The following is a 24,325-nucleotide window of genomic DNA, read 5'->3' as shown; positions in this document are numbered from 1 at the left end:
TCGCCGGTGCCGCAGGCGCGACGCAAAAGGGAACCGTGGACGGGGGAGCGATAGGCTGGATCGCAGAAGTGGTAGGCCGCCTGTGCAAGGAGAAGCATGAGTGATTTTGAAACGGTTTCCGTCAAGCAGGTTCCGGACGGTGCCCTGGTCCTTGACGTGCGCGAGGACTACGAGTGGAACGAGGGCCACGCGGCGGGCGCCATGCATATTCCGTTGGGGGAGTTGCCGGGCCGCTTCGAGGAACTCGACCCCGACGTCGACACCTACGTGGTGTGCCGGACCGGCGGCCGCGCGGTGCAGGCCACCGGATGGCTGGTGTCCCAGGGCTATTCGGCCCTGTTCGTCGCCGGGGGCATGGGCGACTGGCTCGAAGCCGGATTGCCGATGCAGAGCGAGAACGGCCAGGAGCCAACGGTCCGATGATCTATACCTACCTGGGTCCGGCAGGGACCTTCACCGAGGCTGCGCTGCTGCAGGTTCCCGACGCACGGACCTCCGAGCGCATCCCCGCGGCGAACGTCAACGCGGCATTGGACAAGGTCCGTTCCGGCTCGGCTGATGCGGCAATGGTCCCCATCGAGAACTCGGTGGAGGGCGGGGTCTCAACGACCCTTGACGCCATTGCCAAGGGCGAGGCGCTGCAGATCGTCGCCGAGGCGCTTGTCCCGATCACCTTTGTGCTGGCCGTGCGCGGGAACATCGACTCGCTGGAGCAGATCCGCACCATTTCGACCCACGGGCATGCCTGGGCCCAGTGCCGCGGCTGGGTCGAAACGAATATTCCACAGGCGGAATTCATTCCCGCCTCGTCGACCGCGGCCGGAGCCGTGGCATTGCTTGACGGGGAATCGGGCCACGACGCCGCCATCTGTTCGCCCCTGGTGGCGCAGGAGCGCGGGCTGAAGGTGCTGCGCGAGGAAATCGAGGACTACAAGGGTGCCGTCACCCGTTTCATCCTTGTCACCCGCCCGGGCCCGATCCCGGCGCCCTCCGGCATCGACAAGAGCACGGTGATCCTGCCGTTGGCCGAGGACCGGCCCGGCGCACTGATGGAGATCCTCGAGCAGTTCGTGGTCCGCGGCGTGAACCTCAGCCGCATCGAATCCCGCCCCACGGGCGAGGGCATGGGTCGCTACTTCTTCTCGGTGGATGTGGACGGCCACGTGGCCCAGGCGCGGGTCGCCGATGCGCTGACAGGCCTGCACCGGGTGTGCCCGGACCTGCGTTTCCTCGGGTCGTACCCGGCCGCCGCGGGGCTTTCCTCCTCCGTGGACGCCCACAACTCCGACGAGGCCTTCGACCGCGCCCAAAGCTGGGTCGGGGGACTGAAGGCGCGCTTGCTGCGCTAGACCAGGCGGATCTTGAGTGAAGCGGGCTTCACGTCGACGTGGAGCCCGTTCACCAGGCCCGTGGCGTCCCCGTCGATCTGCGTGTTCATCGGTTCGTGGCAGCGAAGCGACAGGGACGCTGTCGGGTAGAAGCCCATGACCGGGATCGCGCCGCGGGTCCGGAACGCAGTCTTCAGGAAGATCCAGCCCCAACCTGCGGCGCTGCGCGGGCTGAGGACGACTACGTCAAGGACGCCGTCGTCGATCTTTGCCTCGGGCACCAGGTCCAGGCCCTGCAGCTTGCCGCAGTTGGCGAAGAGGACCGAACGGACGCTGCGTGTCTGCTCGGAGCCGCCGTCGAGGGCAACGGTGATCTTCTTGCGCTTGCCCGGCAGGTGCCGGAATCCGGCCTCCGAGTACGCGAGCCAGCCCACCTTCGCCTTGAGTTCCTCGTTGGTGTCGTCCATGACGTCCGCGTCGCTGCCGACCCCGGCGATCACCAGGAACGCATGTTCGCTTTCGGTGCCGTCGACGTGCTCGAGCCTGATGCTGCCGGTGTCGATGGTGCGCATGGGGCCGCGAACCGCCCCGAAGGCCGCGGTGGCAATGTCGTCGAGAGGAACCTCCACGTTCCTGGCCAGCAGGTTTCCCGTGCCCAGCGGAATGAGCCCCAGGCAGGCCTCGGTGTCCCGGAGGACCTCGGCGACGGCGCGCACGGTCCCGTCGCCGCCGGCAGCGATGACGACGTCGCATCCGGCATCCAGCGCCCGCCGGGCCGCCCCCTGTCCGGGGTCGTCGGGTTCGGATTCGAAGACCAGGGGTGCGGCGAGACCCGCTTCGGCGCACACATGCTCGACGGCCGCGACTGCTTCCGAGGTGCCGGCCTTCGTGGGATTGAGGACCAGCGCAATCTTGCGGGCGGAGGTGGTGACGCCGACCTTCGGCGCCAGCGCCTGCGGTTTGTTGCGGTCCGCGAGCCTACGCACGGAGAGCCAGCTCAACGTCGCAGCGGCGCCCGCGGCGCCGGCTGCAGCCAGGACAAAAAGTCGATTGCGTTGCATAGTCCACTCAGCCTAACCGGGATTGCTAGGCTTAGGTCGTGATCGACGTAAAACTACTCAGTGAAAATCCAGATACCTTCCGCGCCTCGCAGCGCGCCCGTGGGGCGGATGAGTCCCTGATTGATGCGATTTTGGACGCCGACACCCGGCGCCGCGAGTCGATCGCATCCTTTGAGGCGCTCCGGGCCCAACAGAATGCCTTCAGCAAGAAGGTCGGTGCCGCCAAGGGCGAGGAAAAGCAGGCCCTGCTCGCCGAGGTCAAGGAATTGTCCCAGAACGTCAAGGCAGCCCAGGCCGCTTCGGACGAGGCGACGGCAGCCTACACCGCGCTGCAGCGTTCCATCCCGAACCTCATCCAGGACGGCGTCCCGGCCGGCGGCGAGGACGACTTCACGGTCGTCAAGCACGTGGGAACCCCGCGCGACTTCTCCGCCGACGGCTTCGAGCCCCGCGACCACCTCGAACTGGGCGAACTGCTCGGTGCCATCGACATGGAACGCGGTGCAAAGGTCTCGGGATCGCGCTTTTACTTCCTCAAGGGGATCGGCGCACGCCTTGAAATCGCCCTCATGAACATGGCCCTGGACCAGGCGGTGCAGAACGGGTTCATCCCGATGATCACCCCCACCCTGGTGCGCCCGGAGACCATGCAGGGCACCGGCTTCGACGTCGAGCACGACGACGAGATCTACAAGCTCGAGCGCGACGACATGTACCTGGTCGGCACCTCGGAGGTCGCCCTCGCCGGCTACCACGCCAACGAGATCCTCGACCTGAGCGACGGACCGACCCGCTACGCCGGCTGGTCCTCCTGCTACCGCCGTGAGGCCGGATCCGCGGGCAAGGACACCCGCGGCATCATCCGCGTGCACCAGTTCAACAAGCTGGAAATGTTCGTCTACTGCTCCCCCGAGGACGCTGCCGCCGAACACGCCAAGTTGCTGGCCTGGGAAGAGGAAATGCTGGCCAAGGTCGAGCTGCCCTACCGCGTCATCGACACCGCTGCGGGCGACCTGGGCATGAGCGCTGCGCGCAAGTTCGACTGCGAAGCCTGGGTCCCGACCCAGGACGCGTACCGCGAACTGACCTCCACCTCCAACTGCACCACCTTCCAGGCCCGCCGCCTGAACATCCGCGAACGCGAAATCGGTGCTGACGGCAAGCCGGGCAAGACCCGCTCGGTGGCTACGCTCAACGGCACCCTGGCCACCACGCGCTGGATCGTCGCGATCCTCGAGCACCACCAGAACGCCGACGGCACCGTGAACGTGCCTGCGGCGCTGCGTCCGTACCTGGGCGGCATGGAAGTCATGCCGCTGGTCTAGGCCGCAGCCGACTCCACGGGTGTCCGCAGGGCGCCGCAGAACGGTCCGCACATTCGGTTCCGCCCCCGGAGGGGGTGCGAACCGGCGACCGGGAATGCGGTGCCCTGCGCCTTTAACCGCGGGTTCATGAGGATTTCACCGGCCGTGTGCCCCAGCTCATGACGAAAATCCGTCATTGGTGCTTCACTGGATGAATGACAGTTATGACAAGAACCGGCATCGAAGACCGGTCGCAAGCAAACGAAAAGTACATGATCTGCCTCGACGTGGATGGCACCCTGGTGAACCACGACGGAGCGATGAGCCGGGCCGTGAAGGATTCCGCGAGGGCCGTCGTTGCTGCGGGGCACGAGGTCGTGATTTCCACCGGCCGCTCCCTCGGGGCCACGCTGCCGGTGATCCGCATGCTCGGCATCGAGAACGGTTACGCAGTGTGTTGCAACGGCGGGGTGACGGTCCGCCTCGATGCTGGCCTCGAGGAAGGCTACGAGGTCATCGAGCGCAAGACCTTCGACCCGGCCCCCGCGCTGCACGCGCTGCGCGAATCGCTGCCCACCGCCAAGTACGCGCTGGAAGACGACCAGGGCAGGTTCCTCTCCACCGAGCGTTTCCAGGATGCCAGCTTCGGCGTCGTCGCGAACCCCGTGACAATTGACGAAATGCTCGAGGCCACCGCGGTGCGCCTTGTCGTTTTCTCGACCGACGCCACCGCCGAGGAGTTCGGCGAGGCGGTCAGCGTGATGGGCCTCGCCGGCGTCACCTACTCGGTGGGCTGGACGGCGTGGCTGGACATCGCCGCCGAGGGCGTCACGAAGGCCAGCGGCCTCGAGGTCCTGCGCGAGCGCCTCGGCTACGACATCGAACAGACCGTCGCCGTGGGAGATGGCCGCAACGACATCGAGATGCTCGGCTGGGCCTTCCGCGGGGTGGCCATGGGCCAGGCCCCCGACGAGGTGAAGGAATCTGCCGACGAGATCACGGCCGGCGTGGACGACGACGGTCTGGCAGTTGTCCTCCGAAACATCCTGGAACGCTCGGGGGACTAGACTCCGCTTCCGAGGCCAGTGCGTCCGCCATGGGATTTTGACGCGGCGGGCGCACTGCGTGTGCGCGGAGCCGCGCATAGCCAAAGGGCGCCCTATTTTAAATCGATTCGATGACGATACCACTGTGGTTCACCCGAAATCCTCCGAAGTCCCGGTATCCTGCCGGGTGCTCTTCGCTGGGCAAGAGCCGTTCCCGGAACGATGCGCGGAAAACCGTTGGGGCATTCAATGGCTATGCTTAAACCCATGAAACGTGCCGGAATACTCGCCCTGTCCCTGCTTGGAGCGGGAGCGCTGCTGACCGGATGTGCTTCCCCCGACATCGTCTGCAACACCGGACAGCCAAGCGCCGAGCAGGCGATGGACCACCTCATCGACGCGACGATTGCGGGTGACCAGATCGAAGTCTGCCGCGTCACCACGACGGGGGGAACCGACACCGTTGGTGCCCAGTTCCCGCGGCTTTCCCAGGAGTTCATCGACCTCGGCGTAGCCGATGGGTACACGGTGAAACCCGTGCCTGATTCGAGCCTCGGCGGATGGTCCCAACTAATGCTGGAAACCCCGAGCCATCCCGAGGGGAGGGCCTTCGACGTCTTCGAACGCGGGGGGAAGTACACGGTCGGGTGGCTTGAGTTCGTTCAGGAACCCCTGCCGGCCCAGACCTCCGCGGGATAGCGGGCCGGGCTAGATCCCGAAGAGCCCGATGATCAGTGCCATCACCATGAAGGTCACCAGCTCGTGCAGGCAGTTGAGGATTGTCAGGCCCACCGGCCGCCCCTCGAACGCGTCATGGGTGATGAAACGCGCGGCGGTGAAGCCACCCCAGAGGATCAAGGCCGTGAGCAACGCGTTGGCCAGGAACGATCCGCCGTAAAACGAGAAGGACAAGTACGTCGCGCCGGCCAGCACCCAGGCGCTGATGAAGCTCACCACGAGGGTCACCAGGATGGGTAGCACCGCGCTCTTGGCCTCGCCCGGTGTTACCTTGGCCACCCGCATCCAGTAGTTCCCGAAAACCTTCGGGGTGTACCAAATCGATCCGACCACCATGGTGGAAACGGTGGCTGCGACAACTGCAAGCCAATTGATGTCGGGGACCATGGTGCGCTCCTGGGGCAATGACCCGGAGATGCGAGGACCGTCCGTCCCCTCCCGGGCCTTTCGTGATGTGGGTATGTCGATCCTACGTCTGAAAGACCACAGGTCAACACGCAGAGAGTGGTGCAGGGGGCATCCTAGACCCCCGGAGTGGCTCCGGGCGCGTCGATCCATCTCAGGAGTCGGGCCGCCGCAGGCCGGGCTGCCCATTCCTCGACCCAGGCCGATCTCACGACGGCCCTCGAGACGGCCTGCGCGCTGATGCCCAGTTCCGCGGCAACAAGCTTCTGCTGGCCGCGCATCCCGGGTGTCAGCAGGTCCAGCACGGCCCACTCGGCGCTGCTGCGGGTGGAAACGATCCGGCCCAGCAGGCGCAACACCGCCTCGGTTTCCCCGGCCAGCTGCATATCGGGGCCGACAACACCCAGCGGGACGCGGTCGCCGGTGTGTTCGGCTTTTTCGACAGCGGTTTGCGCGTGGCCCAGCGCGGAGCCCTGCAGGTACTCCGCCTCGCGGGGAACCGGCTCGTAGAGGCTGCCCACCCCCAGTCCCACCGCCCAATTGCGTAGGCGCAGGGCTCGAAGAACCGAGTCCACGGCGTCCTCGGCGGTTTCGGGTGAGCCCACGATGAGCGTTGGTCCTGAACGCTGGAACGGCGTCGCGGAGGGAACGCCGGACAGCGCCTGGAGCAATTCGCCGCCGAGGTCCCCGTTCTCGCGGCGATCACGTTGTCTTAAGGTCACTACGTACACACCCCAATTATGCAGGGAACAGCGTGCACCCCTGCGAACCGCGCCCGACGAGGTCGGATGCGGTTCGCAGGGACATTGTCGCTAGCCCAAGGGGGATTCGGCCTGTACAGCTTCGGCCGGCGCCTTTCGTGGAAGGTCGATGATGCAGTAACGCAGGAAGAACTGCGTCACAGGTCCGATCGACACCGCATAGAGGATCGTTCCGAACCCAACGATTCCGCCGAGGAACCAGCCGATGACAAGCACCAGGACCTCGACCCCCGTGCGAGCCAGCCGCAGGCTTATTCCCGTCCGGGCATGTAGGCCGGTCATCAAACCGTCGCGCGGGCCCGGGCCCAGCTGGCTGCCGATGTAGAGTCCGCCGCCCAGCCCGTTGACCAGCAGCGAGCCTGCGAAAAGGGCCAGCTGCGAGGCCAGGCCTTCGGCTTGGGGGATGACCGCGAGGCCGATGTCAGCGGCGATGCCGAGCCACAGCACGTTGGCGATGGTTCCCAGCCCGGGCATCTGCTTCAACGGAATCCATAGCAGCAGGACGATGAAACCAAAGATGATGACCACGGTGCCCAGGCTCAATCCGGTGTGCAGCGTGACTCCATAGTGCAGGACGTCCCACGGGGCCAACCCCAGCCCCGCGCGGACGAATCCGGCCATGGCCAAGCCGAAGAGCGTGAGTCCGACGAAGAGTTGGACGATGCGGTACGGCAGGCGCCCCGCACGGAGTTGTTCAAGGGGGGCCAGCCTGGCGAGTTCTGGGGTGTTGCGTTTTGTCATGTATCAAGTTTCCGATAAAGTGGCCTTGGAAAAAAGTGCCAATTGATGGAAACTGGACCCATGAGCATGACCCAGCGCCAATTGCCGGCACGCCGACTCAGCAACATGCTGGGCGAGAGGATCGGCGAGCAACCCGCCTACTCGTGGCTGGCTGAGGGAATCCGCCAGCTGGTCACCAACGGGCGGGTGCTGCACGGAACGATGCTGCCCAGTGAACGCGAGCTGGTGGGGGCCCTTGGCCTGAGCCGAACCACTGTCACGCGCGCCTACCAGGAACTGCGCGAACGCGGCTTCGCAGAGGCCCGCCGGGGTTCCGGAACACAGGTCACGATCCCCGGCGGCAACGTCGGGGGCGGTTCAGAACCGCTCACGGCCGGTTCCGTGGAGCTGGCCGCGCCGAACGGCATCGACCTGACCTGCGGCGCGCCAACGGCGCCCACCGGCCTTGCCGGCTATTTCGAGCGTGCCCTCGACCAGCTCCCTGGCTACATCGGGGGCATGGGCTACTACCCCCTGGGTCTGCCCGTGCTGCGCGAGGCGATTGCCCAGGACTACGAGCGCCGGGGGCTGCCCACCAGCCCCGACCAAATCATCGTCACGGCAGGCGCGCTCTCGGGCGTGGCAAGCATCGCCCGTTCCGTCCTTGCGCCCGGGGCGAGGGTGCTTGCCGAAAGCCCCAGCTACCCCAATTCGGTGTCGTCGCTGCGGCAGCACGGCGCCAGAATGACAGTGCTGCCCATCGGCCCCGAGGGAAGCGACATTCCGGGCATCGAAGCGGCCCTCGGGCGGGGCGGATTCAGTGCCATGCTGTGTCTGCCGGACTTCCACAACCCCACCGGGACGCTGCTCGGGGACGAGGGCAGGGAACGCTGGTCCCGGGCGCTTGACCGCAGCGGCGCGCACGGCATCGTTGATGAAACTAACGCCGAGTTGTGGCTTGATTCCCGGCCCGATGTCGCGCCCATGGCCAAGTACTCGAACAACATCATCACCGTGGGAAGTGCGAGCAAGACCTACTGGGGAGGGCTGCGCCTTGGCTGGATCAGGGCACCGCACGCACTGGTGGGCGCGATCCACCAGGGCCGTGCCACCATGGACCTCGGCGCGCCGGTCCTCGAACAAATCGTGCTCAGCCTGCTCATCACCGAACGGGCGGGAATCGATGAAGCGACGCGCACCAGGCTGCGCGGGAACCGCGATTGGCTGCACGCGGCCCTGGCCGAGCGGATGCCCGAATGGAAAATCCGGAAGCAGCCCGGGGGCATGTCGCTCTGGTGCAACCTGCCGGCACCGCGCTCCATGGCGCTTGCGGCAGAAGCCCGGAAATCCGGCTTGGCGTTGACCCCCGGGTCGGTCTTTGCCGTGGACGACCACGGCCTGGACCGCTGGTTGCGCGTGCCGTATGCGTTGGACCGCACCGAACTCGAGGTGGCGCTCCCGCTGCTGGCCGGTGCCTGGGCCGCCGTGGCCTAGCCGCGCGGACCGTTGCGCAACCGGGGCGGATAGTGCGGGAGAAAGACAAACGGGGTTGGTTTCCTCTCGCATGTGCGAGAGGAAACCAACCCCGTCCCAACGGCGGCGCACCGCCGGAAGTTCCTTAGGCCTGGGCCTTGAAACGCTCGATCGAGCGCTCGAGCTCGGCCTCGGCCTCGGCGCGGCCCAGCCAGCCCTCGGCCTTGACCCACTTGCCCGGCTCCAGGTCCTTGTAGCGGGTGAAGAAGTGCTCGATTTCCTTGACGAGCCACTCGTCGAGGTCCTCGAACTCCTGGATGTGGTCGAAGCGCTTGTCGGCCGGAACACACACGAGCTTGGCATCTCCGCCACCGTCGTCGGTCATGTTGAACACGGCGATCGGGCGAGATTCGACGACAACGCCCGGGAACAGGTCCACGCCCGGGATGAAGACCAGTGCGTCCAGCGGATCGCCGTCTTCGCCCAGGGTGTCATCGAAGTAGCCGTAGTGGGTCGGGTACTGCATGGAGGTGAAGAGCACGCGATCCAGACGCAGGCGGTGGGTCTCGTGGTCGATCTCGTACTTCACGCGGGATCCGGCAGGGATCTCGATGGTGACGTCGTGGCTCATTAAAAGTCTCCTCGACTCTCGTGACCAGGGGCACGTGCGGACGCGGGCGCATCCGATTGCCGTCTAGTCTTATGGGTGCTGCGCTTAAGGGTATATGGCGCACATGGACTACGACGATTTCGGGGATTTTGCATTGAAGCGCGCACGCCCGCGGTGGGCCACCTGGATACTGCTGCCGGCACTGGGTGTTGCCCTCGGGCTGGTGGCACTGTTCCTCGTTCCCCTGGCGGTGGGCGTCGGGGCACCCGACGAGGTCGAGGCGCAGCCGGTTCCGCCGATGGTGTCGGCGGCGACTCCCACGGCACTGCCGCCGCTTTCGCCCGGGGCCCCGCAACCGGACAGCGGCGTCCTGGACTCCGGGCTCGAGAAGATCTTCTCCTCGGCCAAACCCGACGCCACGGTGACGGCCAGCGTCGTCGATGTCGCAACGGGCGAGGAACTCCACTCTCGTTCCGGCTCGCAGGCCGGGATCCCGGCTTCGAGCCTGAAGGTTCTCACGGCCATCGCGGCGACCGAGGTGCTGGGCGAGGAGCACCAATTCAGCACCCGGGTGCTGCTGAAGGACCCGCATACCCTGGTGCTGGTCGGCGGGGGAGATGTCCTGCTTGGCTCGGGCAAGGGCTCGGCAACTGTCAGCGGCCGTGCCGGGCTGGAAACCCTCGCCGAGGAAACCGCCAGGGAAATCCTCAAGGCGCAAGCCGCAGGTGGATCGGGCGAGGAGCTGACACTTGTCCTCGACGACTCGCTCTTCACCGGCCCGGCGCTCAACCCGGACTGGGACAAGTCGCTGGTGACCACCAACAACATTTCCGCCGTTGCACCACTGGCGATGTACGGGGCCCGCGCCGATGCCGGAGCGAAGTCCCCTCGGGTCGAGGACCCGGCCATGGCCGCGGCAGCGTCCTTCGCCACGTCTCTGCGCACCGCCCTCGGCAAGGAAGACGATGCGCCGACCCTGGCGCAGGGCATCGAGCGTGGCGCGGCCGGCGACGGCGCCACCGAACTGGCGAGTGTCTCCTCGGCGCCGCTGGGCGAGCAGGTCCGCTTCATGCTCGAGGAATCCGACAACTACGTCGCCGAGAGCCTCGGCCGGCTCACCGCCGTTGCGCAGGGAAACCCGGGGGACTACCAGCACGGGGCCCGGGCGGTGCAGGAAGCCATCGGCAGCCTCGGCATCCACGCCGACGCCTTGGAACTCGTCGACACCTCGGGGCTGTCCGATCGGAACAGGGTCTCCCCGAAGACCCTGGCCGATGCCCTGGCCTTCGCCGCCACCTCCGAGCACGCGGCACTGCGCCAGCTCAGCTACCAACTGCCCGTCGCCGGGGCCACGGGAACGCTGGGAGCCAGGTTGGGCGCCCCCGGCACCAAGGGCATCGTCAGGGCAAAGACCGGTTCGCTTGTCGATGTTTCGAGCCTCACCGGCATCACCACCACCCGGGGCGGACGGGCGTTGGCCTTTTCCTTCATGATCCACTCGGACACCGGCGAACTGGCCCCGCACAAGGACGTCCTCGACGCGGCTGCAAGCTACCTGACCGGCTGCGGCTGCCGCTGAACCGAAGGCATGGCCCGGGCAGCATATTTTGCTTGACGCGCAATCCGCCCCCGCCGCGGGTAATCGTGATGGGATGGGGTGCATGGATACCACCGACTTCCGGCTGATCAATTGGGAGCTCGCGGCCAACACCGCGGCAACGCTTGTCGGTGCCGGGCCCAGGCTCAGCGGTGCCGAAATCGACGAGGTAGTCGCCGACCTGCGGCTCAAGGCCGATGCCGCCGTCGACCATGTCCACCGGATCACCGGTCTCGACGCTGCCCGCGACCTGCGTGATTCCCAGGTCCTCATCGTGGACCGTCCGGGCTGGGCCCGCGCCAATGTGCACAGCTTCGAGGCGCTGCTGGACCCGGCCATGAGTGCGCTGGCGAAAAGCCGCGGTGCAAGGATCAGCGAAACCACCCAGGTCCTGTCTTCCACTGCCACCGGCGTGGAAATGGGCGCGATCCTCGCCTTCCTCTCCTCGAAGGTTCTTGGCCAGTACGACCCCTTCGCAGGAATGCTGCGCCGCGATGTCCCGCCGGGCGGAAGGCTGGTGCTCGTGGCCCCCAACATCGTTGCCGTCGAACGCGAGCTGAAGGTCGACACCGACGACTTCAGGCTCTGGGTGGCCCTGCACGAACAAACGCACCGCGTGCAGTTCGCGGCGGCCCCCTGGCTCCGCGAGCACCTGCGCGGCAAGATTTCGCGGCTTCTCGAGTCGATGCTGGCCGAACCGGAGGCCCTCGGCGAGCGGATCAAGGCCGCCGCGGGGTCCCTGGGCGGCGGCCGGACGAAGGGCGGGCCCCCGGTCCCCGGGCAGCCGGACGGCGAGTCCTCCCTCGGGCTGCTCTCGGCCCTCCAAAGCAGCGAGCAAAAGGAAATCCTGTCCCATGTCACTGCAGTGATGTCGCTGCTTGAGGGACATGCGAACGTGGTGATGGACGCCGTCGATGCGAGCATCGTCCCCAGCGTCAAGACCATCCGCCAGCGCTTCGGCGGGCGCGGCAAGGACCGGAGCCCCCTCGAAAAGTGGATCCGCAAGCTGCTGGGAATGGACGCCAAGATGCGCCAATACGCCGACGGCCAGCGATTCGTGACCCGCGCCGTTGCCCTGCTGGGCATGGAAACCTTCAACAAGGTCTGGGAACGCGCGGAGAACCTACCCACGGAAACCGAACTCCACAACCCCGAGCAATGGGCCGCGCGGATCAGCGCCGCCGGCACCGCCTAGGGCGGGCATGGGAGGAAACCTTCCCCGGGCCCTGGCCGCGGCCCGCACCGCCATCCGCACCGCCACCTCGCCCGGGGACTTCGTCCTTGTCGCCTGCAGCGGAGGCGCCGACTCCCTGGCGCTGGCCGCCGCCGCGGCCTTCCTTAACCGCAAGGGGCACCTGCGCGCAGGCGCCGTGGTGGTGGACCACCGGATGCAGCCCGGCAGCGGTGCCGTGGCAGCCCGGGCGGCCGCGCAATGTCGCGGCCTGGGCCTCGACCCCGTGTTGGTGGTGCCTGTCGACGTCGCCCGGGACAGTGAGCAGGCCGCCCGCGCGGCCCGCTATGCGGCCTACGAGCAGGCACTTGAAACCACCGGGGCCACCCGGATCCTGCTGGGGCACACCCTCGACGACCAGGCCGAACAGGTGCTGCTGGGCCTCGGCCGCGGATCCGGGACCCTGTCGCTGGCCGGAATGCCGGCGGAGCGCGGACCGTTCCTGCGCCCGCTGCTGGGCATGGGCCGGGCGGCCATGGAGGAAATCTGCGCCCACGAATCCCTGGACTTTTGGGTGGACCCGACGAACGCCGACCCGAAATACCTGCGCAACCGCGTCAGGCACCTGCTGATGCCGGTGCTGGGCGAGGTGCTCGGCCCGGGCATCCCCGAATCCCTGGCCCGCACAGCGTCCCTGGCCCGGCATGACGCCGAGTACCTCGAGGCGTTGGCGGAAAGGGAACTCGCGGCGGTGCGCGGAACCTCGGACCCCGGCACCGTGGACCTGGACCTGGCCGCGCTGCGCGCGCTGCCCGAGGCACTGCGTTCGCGGGTGCTGCGCCTGGCGGTCCGCGAACTCGGGGCCCCGGCCCCGGACTTCGAGCGGGTTGCCGCGGTGCGGGCGCTGGTCTTCAACTCGCGGTCCCCGGGGCCGGTGCAGCTGGAGGGGTACGTCCAGGCCCTCAGGATCCCCGCAAACCGAACCGCCGGAAGGTCCCGGGCCACGCTGAAATTCACCCGGACGATGCCCGCGCCCGCCTAAGCAGTGAGAATTGCCTCACATTGGGACGCTTGCTACCGCCAAGTAGCGGCAGATTGCCCGGCGGTGCTCCCCACCGGCCCGTCGACTGTGGCACTCTAGTTCTTGAGTAGAAAACCTTCGACCGGTCCATCCCCGACCCCAGAACCAGGAGCCCTCGTGGATTCGAAAGACGTCAGCGCCGACCTCGCGCATGTCCTCTACACCAAGGAAGAAATCCAGGCCAAGATCCAGGAGCTTGCAGCCCAGATCGACGCCGACTACGAAGGCCGGGACATCCTGGTTGTAGGCGTCCTCAAGGGCGCGGTCATGGTCATGGCGGATCTCGTGCGTGCACTGCACTCGCACGTCACCATGGACTGGATGGCAGTTTCCTCCTACGGTTCGGGCACGCAGTCCTCGGGCGTCGTGCGCATCCTCAAGGACCTCGACACCGACCTGCTGGGCAAGCACGTGCTGATCGTCGAGGACATCATCGACTCCGGCCTGACCCTTTCCTGGCTGCAGGCGAACCTCGAATCCCGCGGCCCGGCCTCGGTCGAGATCTGCACCCTGCTGCGCAAGCCAGAAGCCGCAAAGGTCGAGATCGACGTGAAGTACGTCGGCATGGAGATCCCGAACGAATTCGTCGTCGGCTACGGCCTGGACTTCGACGAGAAGTACCGCAACCTGGACTTCATCGGCACCCTGGCGCCGCACGTCTACGCATAGCGCAGGGTTCCGGACCCGCAACCGAATATGCATGTGGCCCCTGGCCGTTCCCGCCCGCGCGGGGACGGCCAGGGGTCTTCTTACGCCCAAAGGGGAACTTATCCCGCGGCCCATCCGTAGAATCCCAATAGGGCGTTTACTTATTAACGTGTAGAAGGTAGTGGCGTCGCCCGGGCGCCCGGGCGAACATGCGTCCGAAAGCAGGAGGGATGGGGCGGGACCCCCAATCAATGAACGCGAAGAAGATCTTTAATAGCTGGATCGTTTGGGTACTGCTGGGCGCCGCAGTGCTGCTGATATTCCTTCCGACGCTCCTGGGCGGCAGCAACGGCCGCATCGACACGAGTGTGGGCATGCAGCTGCTCAAGGACGACAAGGTCTCCGAGGCGAAGATCTTCGACGGCGAGCAGCGCGTTGACCTGACGCTGAAGGAAAACCTGACCGTCGCAGGGGTCGACAAGGGCAAGAACGTCTCGTTCTACTACTCCTACCCCCGCGGAACCCAGGTCGTCGACGCCGTCAACGGCGCCAACCTCACCGGCTACACCGACCAGCCGGTCCAGAACAACTGGTTCCTGTCCATGCTGGGCGTGCTGATCCCCTTCATCCTGATCGCGGGCCTCTTCTGGTTCATCCTCGCCCGTTCCCAGGGCGGCGGCTCCAAGGTCATGCAGTTCGGCAAGTCCCGTGCCAAGCTGATCACCAAGGACATGCCGCAGGTGACCTTCGTCGACGTCGCCGGCGCCGACGAGGCAGTGGAGGAACTCCACGAGATCAAGGAATTCCTCCGCGAGCCGGGCAAGTTCCAGGCCGTCGGGGCGAAGATCCCCAAGGGCGTCCTGCTCTACGGTCCTCCGGGCACCGGCAAGACCCTGCTGGCCAAGGCCGTCGCCGGCGAGGCCGGGGTCCCCTTCTACTCCATTTCCGGTTCCGACTTCGTCGAGATGTTCGTCGGCGTGGGCGCCTCGCGCGTCCGCGACCTGTTCGAGCAGGCCAAGGCGAACTCCCCGGCCATCATCTTCGTCGACGAGATCGACGCCGTGGGACGCCACCGCGGTGCCGGCATCGGCGGCGGCAACGACGAACGCGAGCAGACCCTCAACCAGCTGCTCGTCGAGATGGACGGCTTCGACGCCACCAGCAACGTCATCCTCATCGCCGCCACCAACCGCCCGGACGTGCTTGACCCGGCGCTGCTGCGCCCGGGCCGCTTCGACCGCCAGATCCCGGTGGAAGCACCGGACATGATCGGCCGCGAACAGATCCTCAAGGTCCACGCCCAGGGCAAGCCGATGGCCACCAACGTCGACCTCAAGGCCGTCGCCAAGAAGACCCCGGGCTACACCGGCGCCGACCTGGCCAACGTGCTCAACGAGGCCGCGCTGCTCACCGCGCGTTCCAACGCCCAGCTGATCGACGACCGCGCCCTGGACGAGGCCATCGACCGCGTCATGGCCGGCCCGCAGAAGCGCAGCCGCCTGATGAAGGAACACGAACGCAAGATCACCGCCTACCACGAGGGTGGCCACGCCCTGGTGGCCGCGGCCATGCGCCAGACCGCACCGGTCACCAAGGTCACGATCCTGCCGCGCGGCCGCGCGCTGGGCTACACCATGGTTGTCCCGGACGACGACAAGTACTCGGTCACCCGCAACGAACTGCTCGACCAGATGGCCTACGCCATGGGCGGCCGCGTGGCCGAGGAAATCGTCTTCCACGACCCGTCCACCGGTGCCTCCAACGACATTGAGAAGGCCACGGCGACGGCCCGCAAGATGGTCACCGACTACGGCATGTCCGAGCGCATCGGCGCCGTGAAGCTCGGTTCCTCCTCCGGCGACGCCATGTACGGCCAGCCCGCCAGCCGCGACTACTCCGACGCCATGGCCAACGTTGTCGACGAGGAAGTGCGTTCGCTGATCGACACCGCCCACGACGAGGCCTACGCCGCGCTGACGGAGAACCGCCACGTGCTGGACCGCCTCGCCCTGGCCCTGCTGGAGCACGAGACGCTGAACCAGAAGGAGATCGAGGAGGTCTTCCACGACCTCGTCAAGCGCCCCGAGCGCGAGGTCTGGCTGAGCAAGGACACCCGCCCGGTGCACACCGAGGGACCGGTGCTCAGCCCCCAGGAAATGGCCGGCCGCCAGCAGGGTGCCGACGTCGTCGAGACGGCCGGGGAATAGCCCGCGCAGCGCGCTCGGCTATTATCGGGAAGGTGAACGAGATCGATCAGCTAGAAGAAGCCAACGTCGGGAATCCCGGCACCGTTGATGTGGTGCGCATCGAAAAGGCAGTGCGGGAAATCCTGCACGCCATCGGCGAGGACCCGGACCGCGACGGGCTGAAGGACACCCCCAAGCGGGTGGCCAAGGCCTACACGGAGTTCTTCGCGGGCCTCCACGAGGACCCCGCGGACCACCTGGGCACCACCTTCGACATCGAGCACGACGAACTGGTGCTGGTCAAGGACATCCCCTTCTACTCGACCTGCGAACACCACCTGGTCCCCTTCCACGGCAGCGCGCACATCGGCTACATCCCGGGCCCGGAGGGCAAGGTCACCGGACTGAGCAAGCTCGCCCGGCTCGTTGAGGTCTTTGCCCGCCGCCCCCAGGTGCAGGAGCGCCTGACCACCCAGATCGTCGACGCCCTGATGGAACACCTCGAGCCGCGCGGCGCGATCGTCGTCGTCGAATGCGAACACATGTGCATGTCGATGCGCGGGGTCCGCAAGCCCGGGGCCAAGACCGTCACCAGTGCCGTGCGCGGACAGTTGCGCGAGTCGGCGACCCGCGCGGAAGCCATGAGCCTCATCCTCGGAAAGTAGGAGTCACCTTGTCACTTGGAGCGATCCCCGGAACCGGCCCGGCCACCAGCCCGCTGCCGGTCATCCGCAAGACCACCGCCCGCACCCTGGCGGACCTGCCCGACGACCGCACCCTGGTCATGGGAATCCTGAACATCACCGAGGACTCGTTCTCCGACGGCGGCAAGTACACCAAGCTCGACGACGCCGTCGCCCACGGCCTGCGCATGTACTACGGCGGGGCGGACATCATCGACATCGGGGGCGAATCCACGCGCCCCGGCGCGGATCCGGTGGACCCGGCCACCGAGCAGGCCCGCATCATCCCGGTGATCACGGCGCTGGCCAAGGCCGGCGCGATCATCTCAGTCGACACCATGCACACCTCCACCGCCCGCGCCGCGCTTGCCGCCGGCGCACACATCATCAACGACGTCTCGGGCCTGACCCACGAGCCGGACATGCCCGCGCTGATCGCCGAGACCGGTGCCCCCTACGTGCTCATGCACCGCCGCGGTGACGCCGCCACCATGGAGACGGAGGCGAACTACGCCGACGTCGTCACGGAGGTCATCGAGGAACTCGCCGCCCTGCGCGAGCGCTTCACGGCCGCCGGCGTCAAGACCGAGCAGCTGATCCTTGACCCGGGTCTCGGCTTCGCCAAGGACGCCGAGCACAACTGGGAACTGCTGCGTTCCCTCGACCGCTTCACCGAGCTGGGCCACCGCGTCCTGGTGGGCACCAGCCGCAAGCGCTTCCTCGGTTCGCTGTTGACGGTGGACGGCAAGCCCGCCGCCCCGGCCGAGCGCGACGCCGCGACCACCGCGACCACCGCCCTCGCCGCGGCCCACGGGGCCTGGGGCGTGCGCGTGCACGACGTCGCCTCCAACCTCGACGCCGTCAAGGTGGCCCGCGCCTGGTCCGCGGCCACCGTCACGACGAAGTAGGGGGCACGGGCATGCGCACCGACACCATCACACTCACCGGCATCACGGCGATCGGGCACCACGGTGTGTTCGAGAGCGAGAAGCGCGACGGCCAGCCGTTCACGCTCGATGTCGTGCTGCACACCGACATCCGCCCGGCTGCGGCCAGCGACAACGTCGCCGACACCGCGCACTACGGGGAATTGGGCGAACTCGTTGTCGCGCAGATCCAGGACGGACCCTGGGACCTGATCGAGACCCTCGCGGAGAAGACCGCCGCGGCGATCCTCAAGGAGTTCGCCGTGGTCTCCGCCGTGGAGGTCACGGTGCACAAGCCCCAGGCGCCGATCCCCGTCCCGTTCACCGATGTGCGCATCCACATCCACAGGGAGCGCGCATGACCCCGACGGCCTCCTGCGTCCTCGCCCTGGGCTCCAACCTGGGCGAGCGCGCGGGAACGCTCGAGGCGGCCGTCGCCGAGATCGCGGCCACCGACGGGATCGAGCTGGTCTCCGTCTCCCCGACGGCAGTGACAAAGCCGGTGGGCGGCCCCGCAGGGCAACCCGACTTCCTGAACCTCGTGGTGCGCGTCGAGACCGACCTGGCCCCGCTGGAACTGCTGGCCGCCTGCCAGGCCGTCGAGCAGACCCACCTGCGCACCCGCGAGGTCCGCTGGGGCCCGCGCACCCTCGACGTCGACGTGATCACCTACGGGGAAACCAGCAGCGACGACCCGGTGCTGACCCTGCCGCACCCGCGCGCCCGGATCCGCGGGTTCGTGCTGGTGCCGTGGCTGTGGATGGAACCCGACGCGGTGCTCGCCGGCACCCCTGTCGCCGCACTGGCCGCCGCGGCCGCGGACAGCCCCGACGTGGCCCGGTACGCGGACGGGGCCCCGTCGGCATGAATTCACTGCGTCCGTTGTGGGTGGCGACGGTGCTGGCCGTGGCCGCGGCGACTGGCTACATCATGCAGTCCCTGGCGGCCTCCAACGGCTATGCGGCCCCGGTGCTGCACTGGACCTCGCTGCTGACCATGGGTGCCGCCACGGTGCTGGCCCTGGCCATGGGCATCCGCGTGAAACGGTACACCGGCGGGAAGACCAAGTCGGCGATCAATCCGATCGCTGCGGCCCGCACCCTGGTGCTGGCGCAGGCCTGCACCTACGCCGGCAGTGCGATCGCCGGCTGGCATGCCGGAATCCTGATCGGCCTGCTGGGCGCCTCCGGGACGGGCAGCAACGCGGTGAAATCATCCTTGCTGATGATCGGCGGGGCGCTGGCGATGGCTATCGTTGGATGGGTTGTGGAACAGTTCTGCAAACTTCCCCCGGAGGAGCCCACCAGCCCGGAGGGTCGCACCAAGGGCAAGGACGAGGAAGGCTATGCCGCAGGAACCAATTGACCCGGCCGGGATCCAGTGGAAGCGGGTGTCCCCGCAGTACGCGAAGGTCCGCATGGTCGGTTGGGGAATCTCCGTGCTGATCACCCTCGCGGTGCTCTGCGTCCCCCTGGTCCTGCAGCTGACCGGCCTGTGGCCGGGCTACCCGCTGTGGCTGGGCATCGGGCTGCCGGCGCTCGTGCTGGTAGCCGAGCTCATCCGGCTGGCCGTGATCCCGCGCCAGGTGGCGGCCATCGGGTACGCGGAACGCGACGACGACCTGCTGGTGCGCCACGGCCTGATGTTCCAGAAGGTCCTGGTGGTTCCCTACGGGCGCATGCAGTTCGTCGACGTGGCCGTCGGCCCGGTCGACAGGATGCTGGGGCTGTGCAAGGTCAAGCTGCACACCGCGGCAGCCGATGCCACAGCCGAGATCCCAGGGCTCCCGATGGCCGAGGGGACCCGTCTGCGCGAACAGCTGGCCGCCCGCGGCGAATCGCGATTGGCCGGGCTGTGAGCCTGCCCGCCGGCGGGGCCGCGCAGCCCGGCCCCCCACCGTGGCAGCGCGTCCACCCAGTCTCCCCGCTGGTGCGCGGCTGGCTCGCCGTGGTTGCCGTGGCCTTCGTCTACGGCCAAAACACGCTCTCGTCGTTCTTCGGCGAGGAAGAGGCCTACCCGGGCGAGGATTTCGTCGCCGGCGGCTCCCTGCTGGTCCCCATCCTGATCGGCTCCGGCATCCTGGTGCTGATCCTGCTGGGCTTCCTGGGCTCCTGGTGGTTCACCAAGTACCAGGTCACCGACCGCCACGTGAACGTGAACTCCGGGATGGTCTTCCGCCAGCAGCGCCAGGCCCGCATCGACAGGGTGCAGTCGATCGACATCGCCCAGCCCCTGGTGGCCCGCATCTTCGGGCTCGCCGAACTGCGCTTCGACGTCGCCGACTCGGGCTCCGCGGCGATGAACCTGGCCTACATCAGGCTGTCCGAGGCCCAGCAGCTGCGCAACGAGATCCTGGCCCGCGCGGCCGGGCTGAAGGCCGCCGAGGCGCCGGCGGCAACCGGCCTTCCCCCGGGCGCGACCCGGACCGGGCAGGGCCTGGCACCCGCCCCCGAAGCCGGAGCCGGCTTGCCCGCCGCCCCGGCGCCGGCAACCCCGGCCGGATCGCTGCAGGAAGCCAGCGAGCACGTCGTGGCGACCGTCCCGCTGGGGCGCCTGGTCGGCTCCTTGCTGCTGCGCCCGGCCACCGTGGTGCTGGTGCTCGGTGCCGCCGGCCTGGCCGTGGCCATGTCGACGATCGACGGGTTCACGGCCTTCTACCTGATCCCCGCATTCCTGGGCCTGGGTGGTGTCCTCTGGAACCACATCAACACCGGGTACAACTTCAAGGCCGCCACCAGCGCCGACGGGTTGCGGCTGAGCTACGGCCTGTTGGACACCCGCCACCAGACGGTGCCGCCGGGCCGCGTGCAGGCCATCAAGGTCAGCGCACCGTTCTTCTGGCGCCGCTTCGGCTGGTACAAGGTCGCCGTGAACGTGGCGGGCATCGGGGGCGCCGGTGCCGAGGACTCCGAGGAACGCTCGGTGCTGCTTCCCGTGGGAACCTACGAGGACGTGCTGGCGGTGCTCTCCGTGGTGCTTCCCGATCCCGGGACCCCGGCAGCGCGCGAGTTCTTCGCTGCGGCCATCAACGGCAGCGGCACGGGGCAGGGTTTCACCGTGTCCCCGCTGCGGGTTCGCCCGCTGTCCCCGCTGGCCCACCGGCGGCAGGGCTACGCCGTCACGGACACAGCACTGGTGGCCCGCGGCGGCGCCCTCCACCGCACCGCGGCCATCGTCCCGCACGAGCGCACCCAGGGCATCCGCCTGCACCAGGGCCCGCTGGCCAGGCATTTCGGTGTGGCGGAGCTGCGGTTGGCCACGATCGCCGGACCGGTGGTACCCGTCGTGCACCAGATGGACCTCGACGAGGCGCGGGCGCTCTTCCTGGCCCAGTCAGACCGCGCGGCCGTCGCGCGCAAGAAAAAAGACACGAACCACTGGTTGGAGGAAGCCTGATGAAGGCATCGCGGCCCGGGCGCCTGGGCGTCGGAATCATCGGTGCGGGCAAGGTCGGTGCGGTGCTCGGCGCCGCGCTGCGTGCCGCCGGGCACCAGGTCGTCGGCGTGCACGCCGTCTCCGACGCCTCGAGGGAACGCGCCGAGCTGCTGCTGCCCGGTGTCCCGGTGCTGGAGATCCCGGAAATCCTGCGGCGTGCGGAGCTGGTGCTGCTTGCGGTACCCGACGACGCGCTGGCCGGACTTGTCTCGGGGCTTGCCGAGGCCGGGCACTGGCAGGCCGGGCAGCTGGTGGTGCACACCGCGGGCCGCTACGGCACCGGGGTGCTGGCACCGGCGAGCCGGGCCGGCGCCATCGCCCTGGCCATCCACCCGGCCATGACGTTCACCGGCATGAGCATGGACCTGGAACGCCTCAACGACTGCGCCTTCGGGGTCACGGCACCGAACATGGTGCTGCCCATCGCCCAGGCACTCGTGGTGGAGATGGGCGGGGAACCCGTGGCCATCGAGGAGGATGACCGCGTGCGCTACCACGCGGCGCTGGCCCACGCCTCCAACCACCTTGTCACGATCGCCGGCCAGGCCGCCGGGCTGCTGGCCGGCATCGGCATCGAACACCCCGAACGGGTGCTCGCGCCGCTGATGCGCGCCTCCCTGGAGAACGCCCTGGCCTCCGGGGAAGGTGCGCTGACCGGACCCGTCGCCCGCGGGGACGTGCAGACCGTCGCCGGGCACCGGGCCGCCCTGGAGGCCCCCGGGGTGGACCGGGACACCCGCGAGGGTTACCTGGCCATGAGCCGCGCCACAGCGCTGCGTGCCCACGCCCGCGGGCTGATCGGAGCGGACACCTTGGAGGCGCTGTTGGCCGCGATCGACGGCGCCGCGCACTGATCATTCCCGGGGCCCGGCCGGGTCCAAGCTGCCGTCGGGACACCGGTGCACCCGGCGTTAAACTGGGACGATGAGCAACGACGCTGGCAAAAACACCCACGAACCGCTGGTGGTCCGCACGGCCCGGGAACTGTCCGAGGCCATCGCCGGAAGGCTGGCGCTTGCCGCGCCGACCGGCGGCAGGGCGGGCCTGGGCCTTGTCCCCACCATGGGGGCCCTGCATTCGGGGCACGAATCGCTGGTGGCAGCGGCCCGCGCGCAGAACGACGTGTTGGTGGTCAGCATCTTCGTCAACGAACTCCAGTTCAACGACGCCGCGGACTACCAACGCTATCCACGCACCCTGGATGCCGACGTGCAGATCCTGGCCCGCGCCGGGGCCGACATCGTGTTCGTGCCGGAGGCCGCCGAGATCTACCCGGACGGCCGCCCGCTGGTGAAGCTGGACTCCGGCGCGCTGGGCGCCACCTTCGAGGGCGCATCCCGACCCGGGCACTTCGACGGGATGCTCGCGGTCGTTGCGAAGCTGCTGCACCTGGCCATGCCCCCGGCGAGCTGCCCCGTTCCCGTGGACTACCGCGCCTACTTCGGGCAGAAGGACGCCCAGCAGCTGGTGCTGATCAACCGGATGGTCAAGGACCTGAACTACCCGGTCCAGGTCCGGTCGGTGCCGATCATCCGCACCGCGCAGGGACTGGCGCTCTCCAGCCGCAACCAGTTCCTCACCCCCGAGCAGGCCGAGGCCGCACTCGTCATCTTCCGGGCCATGAGCACCATCAAGGCACGCGCCGACCGCCACGAGCCGCTGTTCCTGGACGACGCGGTGGCGCTCTTCGATGCCGAACCGCTGGTGGAACTCGACTACTTCGAACTCGTCGACCCGAATACCCTGCAGGAGCTCGCGTTCAACTGCCGGGAAACCCCCTTCACCGGCGAGGGCCTGCTGCTCGTGGCGGCGAAGGTCGGCCAGGTGCGCTTGATCGACAACATGCCGCTGGGCTACTAGCGGCTGTCGGGTGCCGGCCTCGCGGCACTACCAGCGGTCCGCTGCCCGGCGAAGCAGCCCGCGGAAACCGGCAAGGTCCGCCATGATCCGGGCGGCGTCCTCACCGGCATTCGACAGGCCCGCCGACTGCCCGGCATACACCGGGGCGGTGCTTGTGTCCCCTGCGGCCCGCGCCTCCTCGAGGGCACGGGTAATCCCGTCGTCCAGCCCCACCTCGGCACCGAGCCTTTCGATGTCATCGGCCCAGGCATCGCTGAAGTCGTTGCGCAGTGCCCGGCCGCCGTACTCGACCGGCCAGGCAATGCGTTGGGCGATGTCGAAGGCCCTCGTGTACACGGTGTCGTCGATGCCCGCACTGCCGATCGCCCGCTTGGTGTTCGCATGGCTCAGGGACTCGGTGGCCGTGGCGAACCTGGTTCCGATCCACGCGGCCGCCGCCCCGGCACCCAGAACTGCCGCCACACCCTCGGCGGTGGCGATGCCGCCGGCGGCAATGACCGGTTTGTCCGTGCTCGTGAGAGCCAATTGCAGCAAGGGAAGTGTTGCAACCTCGTTGCGTCCGTGCCCGCCGCCTTCGCTGCCCCGGCAGATGACCACGTCGATGTCCGACTGAAGCGCACGTTCCAGTTCCGCCGCATTGCCCACCTGCATTCCGACCCATGCGCCTGCCGCATGCGCAGCGGCGGCAGGGGGGCCGGGGTCGCCGAAACTGACGCAGATGAAGGACGGCCCATGTGCAAGTACCCGGTGCAGGGGGTCGAGTGACTTCTCAAGGACCCATGCCATCAGGCCTGCACCCCATGGGCGGGAAACCGATGACGCAAGCAGGGACTGCCGGTCGATCCAATCGCCGGCGTCGTTTCCGCCGATGCCCAGCATGCCAAACCCTCCTGCTGCGGATACTGCGGCAGCAAGGGCGCCGCCCGCAGCACCGGCCATCGACGCATTGAAGATGGGCTCGGTGTACCCGAGGCGGTGTTGCAGTGCGTCTGCCGACGGCCGTGTTCCAGTGTCCCGAGGCGAAGATCCTTCCATTCCACGAGTCTATGACCGGTGGAGCCGATCGACTGTGATGCAGAACCCACATGCCGAAATGGCGGGGATGGAGGCCTTGCCGCCATCGGGGAGCCCTAGAGTCCCGTCTTTACGCGGATTTTGAATGGTCGCTGCGTGGGAGGTGGCTGTTTGGACTTCCGGGGCAAAGGGGCGTAGAGTTGTTTCTCGCGCCGGACACCGCAGCGCAGCCCGAAAGGGTGGCGGCGGGGGATGGATGCGAAGGATTCCGGAGGGAC

The 24,325-nt window shown here is 67.9% G+C and carries 26 protein-coding genes; 20 read left to right on the top strand and 6 right to left on the bottom strand.

The window, feature by feature from the left end; all coding sequences use genetic code 11:
- Positions 1-96 precede the first annotated feature (96 nt).
- Positions 97-423 (top strand): rhodanese-like domain-containing protein, encoded by a 327-nt coding sequence (locus tag ACSYDW_RS14845; RefSeq protein WP_438339510.1) that lies wholly within the window; start codon positions 97-99, stop codon positions 421-423.
- Complete coding sequence (gene pheA, locus ACSYDW_RS14840; RefSeq protein WP_438339509.1) at positions 420-1,349, top strand: prephenate dehydratase; 930 nt, start codon at positions 420-422, stop codon at positions 1,347-1,349. The genes ACSYDW_RS14845 and pheA overlap by 4 nt, the downstream gene beginning before the upstream one ends.
- Here the strand turns inward: pheA and ACSYDW_RS14835 are convergent.
- Positions 1,346-2,389: a diacylglycerol/lipid kinase family protein gene (locus ACSYDW_RS14835; protein ID WP_438339508.1), complete on the bottom strand. Its 1,044-nt coding sequence runs from the start codon at positions 2,387-2,389 to the stop codon at positions 1,346-1,348. The genes pheA and ACSYDW_RS14835 overlap by 4 nt on opposite strands.
- Positions 2,390-2,427: 38 nt before the next feature.
- Between ACSYDW_RS14835 and serS the strand changes: the two genes are divergently transcribed.
- From serS to ACSYDW_RS14820, 3 genes are all read left to right on the top strand, one after another.
- On the top strand, positions 2,428-3,714 hold the full coding sequence (gene serS, locus ACSYDW_RS14830) for a serine--tRNA ligase (protein ID WP_438339507.1): 1,287 nt from the start codon (positions 2,428-2,430) through the stop codon (positions 3,712-3,714).
- 194 nt (positions 3,715-3,908) lie between these two features.
- Positions 3,909-4,760 carry an HAD family hydrolase gene (locus tag ACSYDW_RS14825; RefSeq protein WP_438339506.1) on the top strand — a complete coding sequence of 284 codons (852 nt, stop codon included), beginning with the start codon at positions 3,909-3,911 and terminating at the stop codon, positions 4,758-4,760.
- Positions 4,761-5,006: 246 nt separating this feature from the next.
- Positions 5,007-5,438: a hypothetical protein gene (locus ACSYDW_RS14820; protein ID WP_438339505.1), complete on the top strand. Its 432-nt coding sequence runs from the start codon at positions 5,007-5,009 to the stop codon at positions 5,436-5,438.
- A gap of 9 nt (positions 5,439-5,447) precedes the next feature.
- Here ACSYDW_RS14820 and ACSYDW_RS14815 read toward each other — a convergent pair whose 3' ends face one another.
- The 3 genes from ACSYDW_RS14815 to yczE all read right to left on the bottom strand — a co-directional run bounded on the left by ACSYDW_RS14815 (position 5,448) and on the right by yczE (position 7,384).
- Positions 5,448-5,864 carry a DUF1761 domain-containing protein gene (locus tag ACSYDW_RS14815; RefSeq protein ID WP_438339504.1) on the bottom strand — a complete coding sequence of 139 codons (417 nt, stop codon included), beginning with the start codon at positions 5,862-5,864 and terminating at the stop codon, positions 5,448-5,450.
- Positions 5,865-5,998: 134 nt separating this feature from the next.
- Positions 5,999-6,613: a hypothetical protein gene (locus tag ACSYDW_RS14810; RefSeq protein ID WP_438339503.1), complete on the bottom strand. Its 615-nt coding sequence runs from the start codon at positions 6,611-6,613 to the stop codon at positions 5,999-6,001.
- A gap of 81 nt (positions 6,614-6,694) precedes the next feature.
- Positions 6,695-7,384, bottom strand: coding sequence for a membrane protein YczE (gene yczE / locus ACSYDW_RS14805; protein WP_438339502.1), 690 nt, complete (start codon positions 7,382-7,384; stop codon positions 6,695-6,697).
- Positions 7,385-7,444: 60 nt separating this feature from the next.
- On the opposite strand from yczE, the gene yczR reads away from it, so the two are divergent.
- The gene (gene yczR, locus ACSYDW_RS14800) at positions 7,445-8,857 is read left to right on the top strand and encodes a MocR-like transcription factor YczR (RefSeq protein WP_438339501.1); all 1,413 of its coding nucleotides are present in this window, start codon (positions 7,445-7,447) and stop codon (positions 8,855-8,857) included.
- A gap of 124 nt (positions 8,858-8,981) precedes the next feature.
- On the opposite strand, the gene ACSYDW_RS14795 is transcribed toward yczR, so the two are convergent.
- Positions 8,982-9,467 carry an inorganic diphosphatase gene (locus ACSYDW_RS14795; RefSeq protein WP_438339500.1) on the bottom strand — a complete coding sequence of 162 codons (486 nt, stop codon included), beginning with the start codon at positions 9,465-9,467 and terminating at the stop codon, positions 8,982-8,984.
- Positions 9,468-9,570: 103 nt separating this feature from the next.
- Between ACSYDW_RS14795 and dacB the strand changes: the two genes are divergently transcribed.
- From dacB to panC, 14 genes are all read left to right on the top strand, one after another.
- Positions 9,571-11,025, top strand: coding sequence for a D-alanyl-D-alanine carboxypeptidase/D-alanyl-D-alanine endopeptidase (gene dacB / locus ACSYDW_RS14790; protein WP_438339499.1), 1,455 nt, complete (start codon positions 9,571-9,573; stop codon positions 11,023-11,025).
- Positions 11,026-11,107: 82 nt separating this feature from the next.
- Entirely contained in the window at positions 11,108-12,238 is a 1,131-nt protein-coding gene (locus ACSYDW_RS14785; protein ID WP_438339498.1) for a zinc-dependent metalloprotease, read from the top strand.
- Between the two features lie 7 nt (positions 12,239-12,245).
- Positions 12,246-13,256: a tRNA lysidine(34) synthetase TilS gene (gene tilS / locus ACSYDW_RS14780; RefSeq protein WP_438339497.1), complete on the top strand. Its 1,011-nt coding sequence runs from the start codon at positions 12,246-12,248 to the stop codon at positions 13,254-13,256.
- Positions 13,257-13,412: 156 nt separating this feature from the next.
- A complete protein-coding gene (gene hpt, locus ACSYDW_RS14775; protein ID WP_387529707.1) occupies positions 13,413-13,964 on the top strand; it encodes a hypoxanthine phosphoribosyltransferase in 552 nt (183 codons plus the stop codon).
- A 230-nt stretch (positions 13,965-14,194) separates the two neighbouring features.
- Entirely contained in the window at positions 14,195-16,150 is a 1,956-nt protein-coding gene (gene ftsH / locus ACSYDW_RS14770) for an ATP-dependent zinc metalloprotease FtsH (RefSeq protein WP_438339496.1), read from the top strand.
- 32 nt (positions 16,151-16,182) lie between these two features.
- Positions 16,183-16,794, top strand: a complete 612-nt coding sequence (folE, locus tag ACSYDW_RS14765; RefSeq protein WP_438339495.1) for a GTP cyclohydrolase I FolE — start codon at positions 16,183-16,185, stop codon at positions 16,792-16,794.
- An 8-nt stretch (positions 16,795-16,802) separates the two neighbouring features.
- Positions 16,803-17,720: a dihydropteroate synthase gene (folP, locus tag ACSYDW_RS14760; protein WP_438339494.1), complete on the top strand. Its 918-nt coding sequence runs from the start codon at positions 16,803-16,805 to the stop codon at positions 17,718-17,720.
- Positions 17,721-17,731: 11 nt separating this feature from the next.
- Positions 17,732-18,100: a dihydroneopterin aldolase gene (gene folB / locus ACSYDW_RS14755; RefSeq protein ID WP_438339493.1), complete on the top strand. Its 369-nt coding sequence runs from the start codon at positions 17,732-17,734 to the stop codon at positions 18,098-18,100.
- Positions 18,097-18,606: a 2-amino-4-hydroxy-6-hydroxymethyldihydropteridine diphosphokinase gene (gene folK, locus ACSYDW_RS14750; RefSeq protein ID WP_438339492.1), complete on the top strand. Its 510-nt coding sequence runs from the start codon at positions 18,097-18,099 to the stop codon at positions 18,604-18,606. The genes folB and folK overlap by 4 nt, the downstream gene beginning before the upstream one ends.
- Positions 18,603-19,103, top strand: coding sequence for a DUF3180 domain-containing protein (locus ACSYDW_RS14745; protein ID WP_438339491.1), 501 nt, complete (start codon positions 18,603-18,605; stop codon positions 19,101-19,103). Before folK ends, ACSYDW_RS14745 begins: the two co-directional genes overlap by 4 nt.
- The gene (locus tag ACSYDW_RS14740) at positions 19,084-19,596 is read left to right on the top strand and encodes a PH domain-containing protein (RefSeq protein ID WP_438339490.1); all 513 of its coding nucleotides are present in this window, start codon (positions 19,084-19,086) and stop codon (positions 19,594-19,596) included. Before ACSYDW_RS14745 ends, ACSYDW_RS14740 begins: the two co-directional genes overlap by 20 nt.
- Positions 19,593-21,134 carry a PH domain-containing protein gene (locus ACSYDW_RS14735; protein ID WP_438339489.1) on the top strand — a complete coding sequence of 514 codons (1,542 nt, stop codon included), beginning with the start codon at positions 19,593-19,595 and terminating at the stop codon, positions 21,132-21,134. The genes ACSYDW_RS14740 and ACSYDW_RS14735 overlap by 4 nt, the downstream gene beginning before the upstream one ends.
- On the top strand, positions 21,134-22,027 hold the full coding sequence (locus ACSYDW_RS14730) for a Rossmann-like and DUF2520 domain-containing protein (RefSeq protein WP_438339488.1): 894 nt from the start codon (positions 21,134-21,136) through the stop codon (positions 22,025-22,027). The genes ACSYDW_RS14735 and ACSYDW_RS14730 overlap by 1 nt, the downstream gene beginning before the upstream one ends.
- Before the next feature lie 70 nt (positions 22,028-22,097).
- Positions 22,098-23,033: a pantoate--beta-alanine ligase gene (panC, locus tag ACSYDW_RS14725; RefSeq protein ID WP_438339487.1), complete on the top strand. Its 936-nt coding sequence runs from the start codon at positions 22,098-22,100 to the stop codon at positions 23,031-23,033.
- A 27-nt stretch (positions 23,034-23,060) separates the two neighbouring features.
- Here panC and ACSYDW_RS14720 read toward each other — a convergent pair whose 3' ends face one another.
- Positions 23,061-24,068: an NAD(P)H-dependent flavin oxidoreductase gene (locus ACSYDW_RS14720; RefSeq protein WP_438339486.1), complete on the bottom strand. Its 1,008-nt coding sequence runs from the start codon at positions 24,066-24,068 to the stop codon at positions 23,061-23,063.
- Positions 24,069-24,325: the final 257 nt, after the last annotated feature.

This window comes from Paeniglutamicibacter selenitireducens, from assembly GCF_051550675.1.
Classification (GTDB): domain Bacteria; phylum Actinomycetota; class Actinomycetes; order Actinomycetales; family Micrococcaceae; genus Paeniglutamicibacter.
Note: the sequence above shows the minus strand (reverse complement) of the source record. Positions and strands in the feature narration are given on the sequence as shown.

Bases quoted from the DNA above. Each gene is read 5' to 3' on its own strand.
- ACSYDW_RS14845 (WP_438339510.1), top strand. From the start codon at position 97: ATGAGTGATTTTGAAACGGTTTCCGTCAAGCAGGTTCCGGACGGTGCC.
- pheA (WP_438339509.1), top strand. From the start codon at position 420: ATGATCTATACCTACCTGGGTCCGGCAGGGACCTTCACCGAGGCTGCG.
- ACSYDW_RS14835 (WP_438339508.1), bottom strand. From the start codon at position 2,389: ATGCAACGCAATCGACTTTTTGTCCTGGCTGCAGCCGGCGCCGCGGGC.
- ACSYDW_RS14825 (WP_438339506.1), top strand. From the start codon at position 3,909: ATGACAGTTATGACAAGAACCGGCATCGAAGACCGGTCGCAAGCAAAC.
- ACSYDW_RS14820 (WP_438339505.1), top strand. From the start codon at position 5,007: ATGAAACGTGCCGGAATACTCGCCCTGTCCCTGCTTGGAGCGGGAGCG.
- ACSYDW_RS14815 (WP_438339504.1), bottom strand. From the start codon at position 5,864: ATGGTCCCCGACATCAATTGGCTTGCAGTTGTCGCAGCCACCGTTTCC.
- yczE (WP_438339502.1), bottom strand. From the start codon at position 7,384: ATGACAAAACGCAACACCCCAGAACTCGCCAGGCTGGCCCCCCTTGAA.
- yczR (WP_438339501.1), top strand. From the start codon at position 7,445: ATGAGCATGACCCAGCGCCAATTGCCGGCACGCCGACTCAGCAACATG.
- ACSYDW_RS14795 (WP_438339500.1), bottom strand. From the start codon at position 9,467: ATGAGCCACGACGTCACCATCGAGATCCCTGCCGGATCCCGCGTGAAG.
- dacB (WP_438339499.1), top strand. From the start codon at position 9,571: ATGGACTACGACGATTTCGGGGATTTTGCATTGAAGCGCGCACGCCCG.
- ACSYDW_RS14785 (WP_438339498.1), top strand. From the start codon at position 11,108: ATGGATACCACCGACTTCCGGCTGATCAATTGGGAGCTCGCGGCCAAC.
- tilS (WP_438339497.1), top strand. From the start codon at position 12,246: ATGGGAGGAAACCTTCCCCGGGCCCTGGCCGCGGCCCGCACCGCCATC.
- ftsH (WP_438339496.1), top strand. From the start codon at position 14,195: ATGAACGCGAAGAAGATCTTTAATAGCTGGATCGTTTGGGTACTGCTG.
- folB (WP_438339493.1), top strand. From the start codon at position 17,732: ATGCGCACCGACACCATCACACTCACCGGCATCACGGCGATCGGGCAC.
- folK (WP_438339492.1), top strand. From the start codon at position 18,097: ATGACCCCGACGGCCTCCTGCGTCCTCGCCCTGGGCTCCAACCTGGGC.
- ACSYDW_RS14745 (WP_438339491.1), top strand. From the start codon at position 18,603: ATGAATTCACTGCGTCCGTTGTGGGTGGCGACGGTGCTGGCCGTGGCC.
- ACSYDW_RS14740 (WP_438339490.1), top strand. From the start codon at position 19,084: ATGCCGCAGGAACCAATTGACCCGGCCGGGATCCAGTGGAAGCGGGTG.
- ACSYDW_RS14730 (WP_438339488.1), top strand. From the start codon at position 21,134: ATGAAGGCATCGCGGCCCGGGCGCCTGGGCGTCGGAATCATCGGTGCG.
- panC (WP_438339487.1), top strand. From the start codon at position 22,098: ATGAGCAACGACGCTGGCAAAAACACCCACGAACCGCTGGTGGTCCGC.
- ACSYDW_RS14720 (WP_438339486.1), bottom strand. From the start codon at position 24,068: ATGGAAGGATCTTCGCCTCGGGACACTGGAACACGGCCGTCGGCAGAC.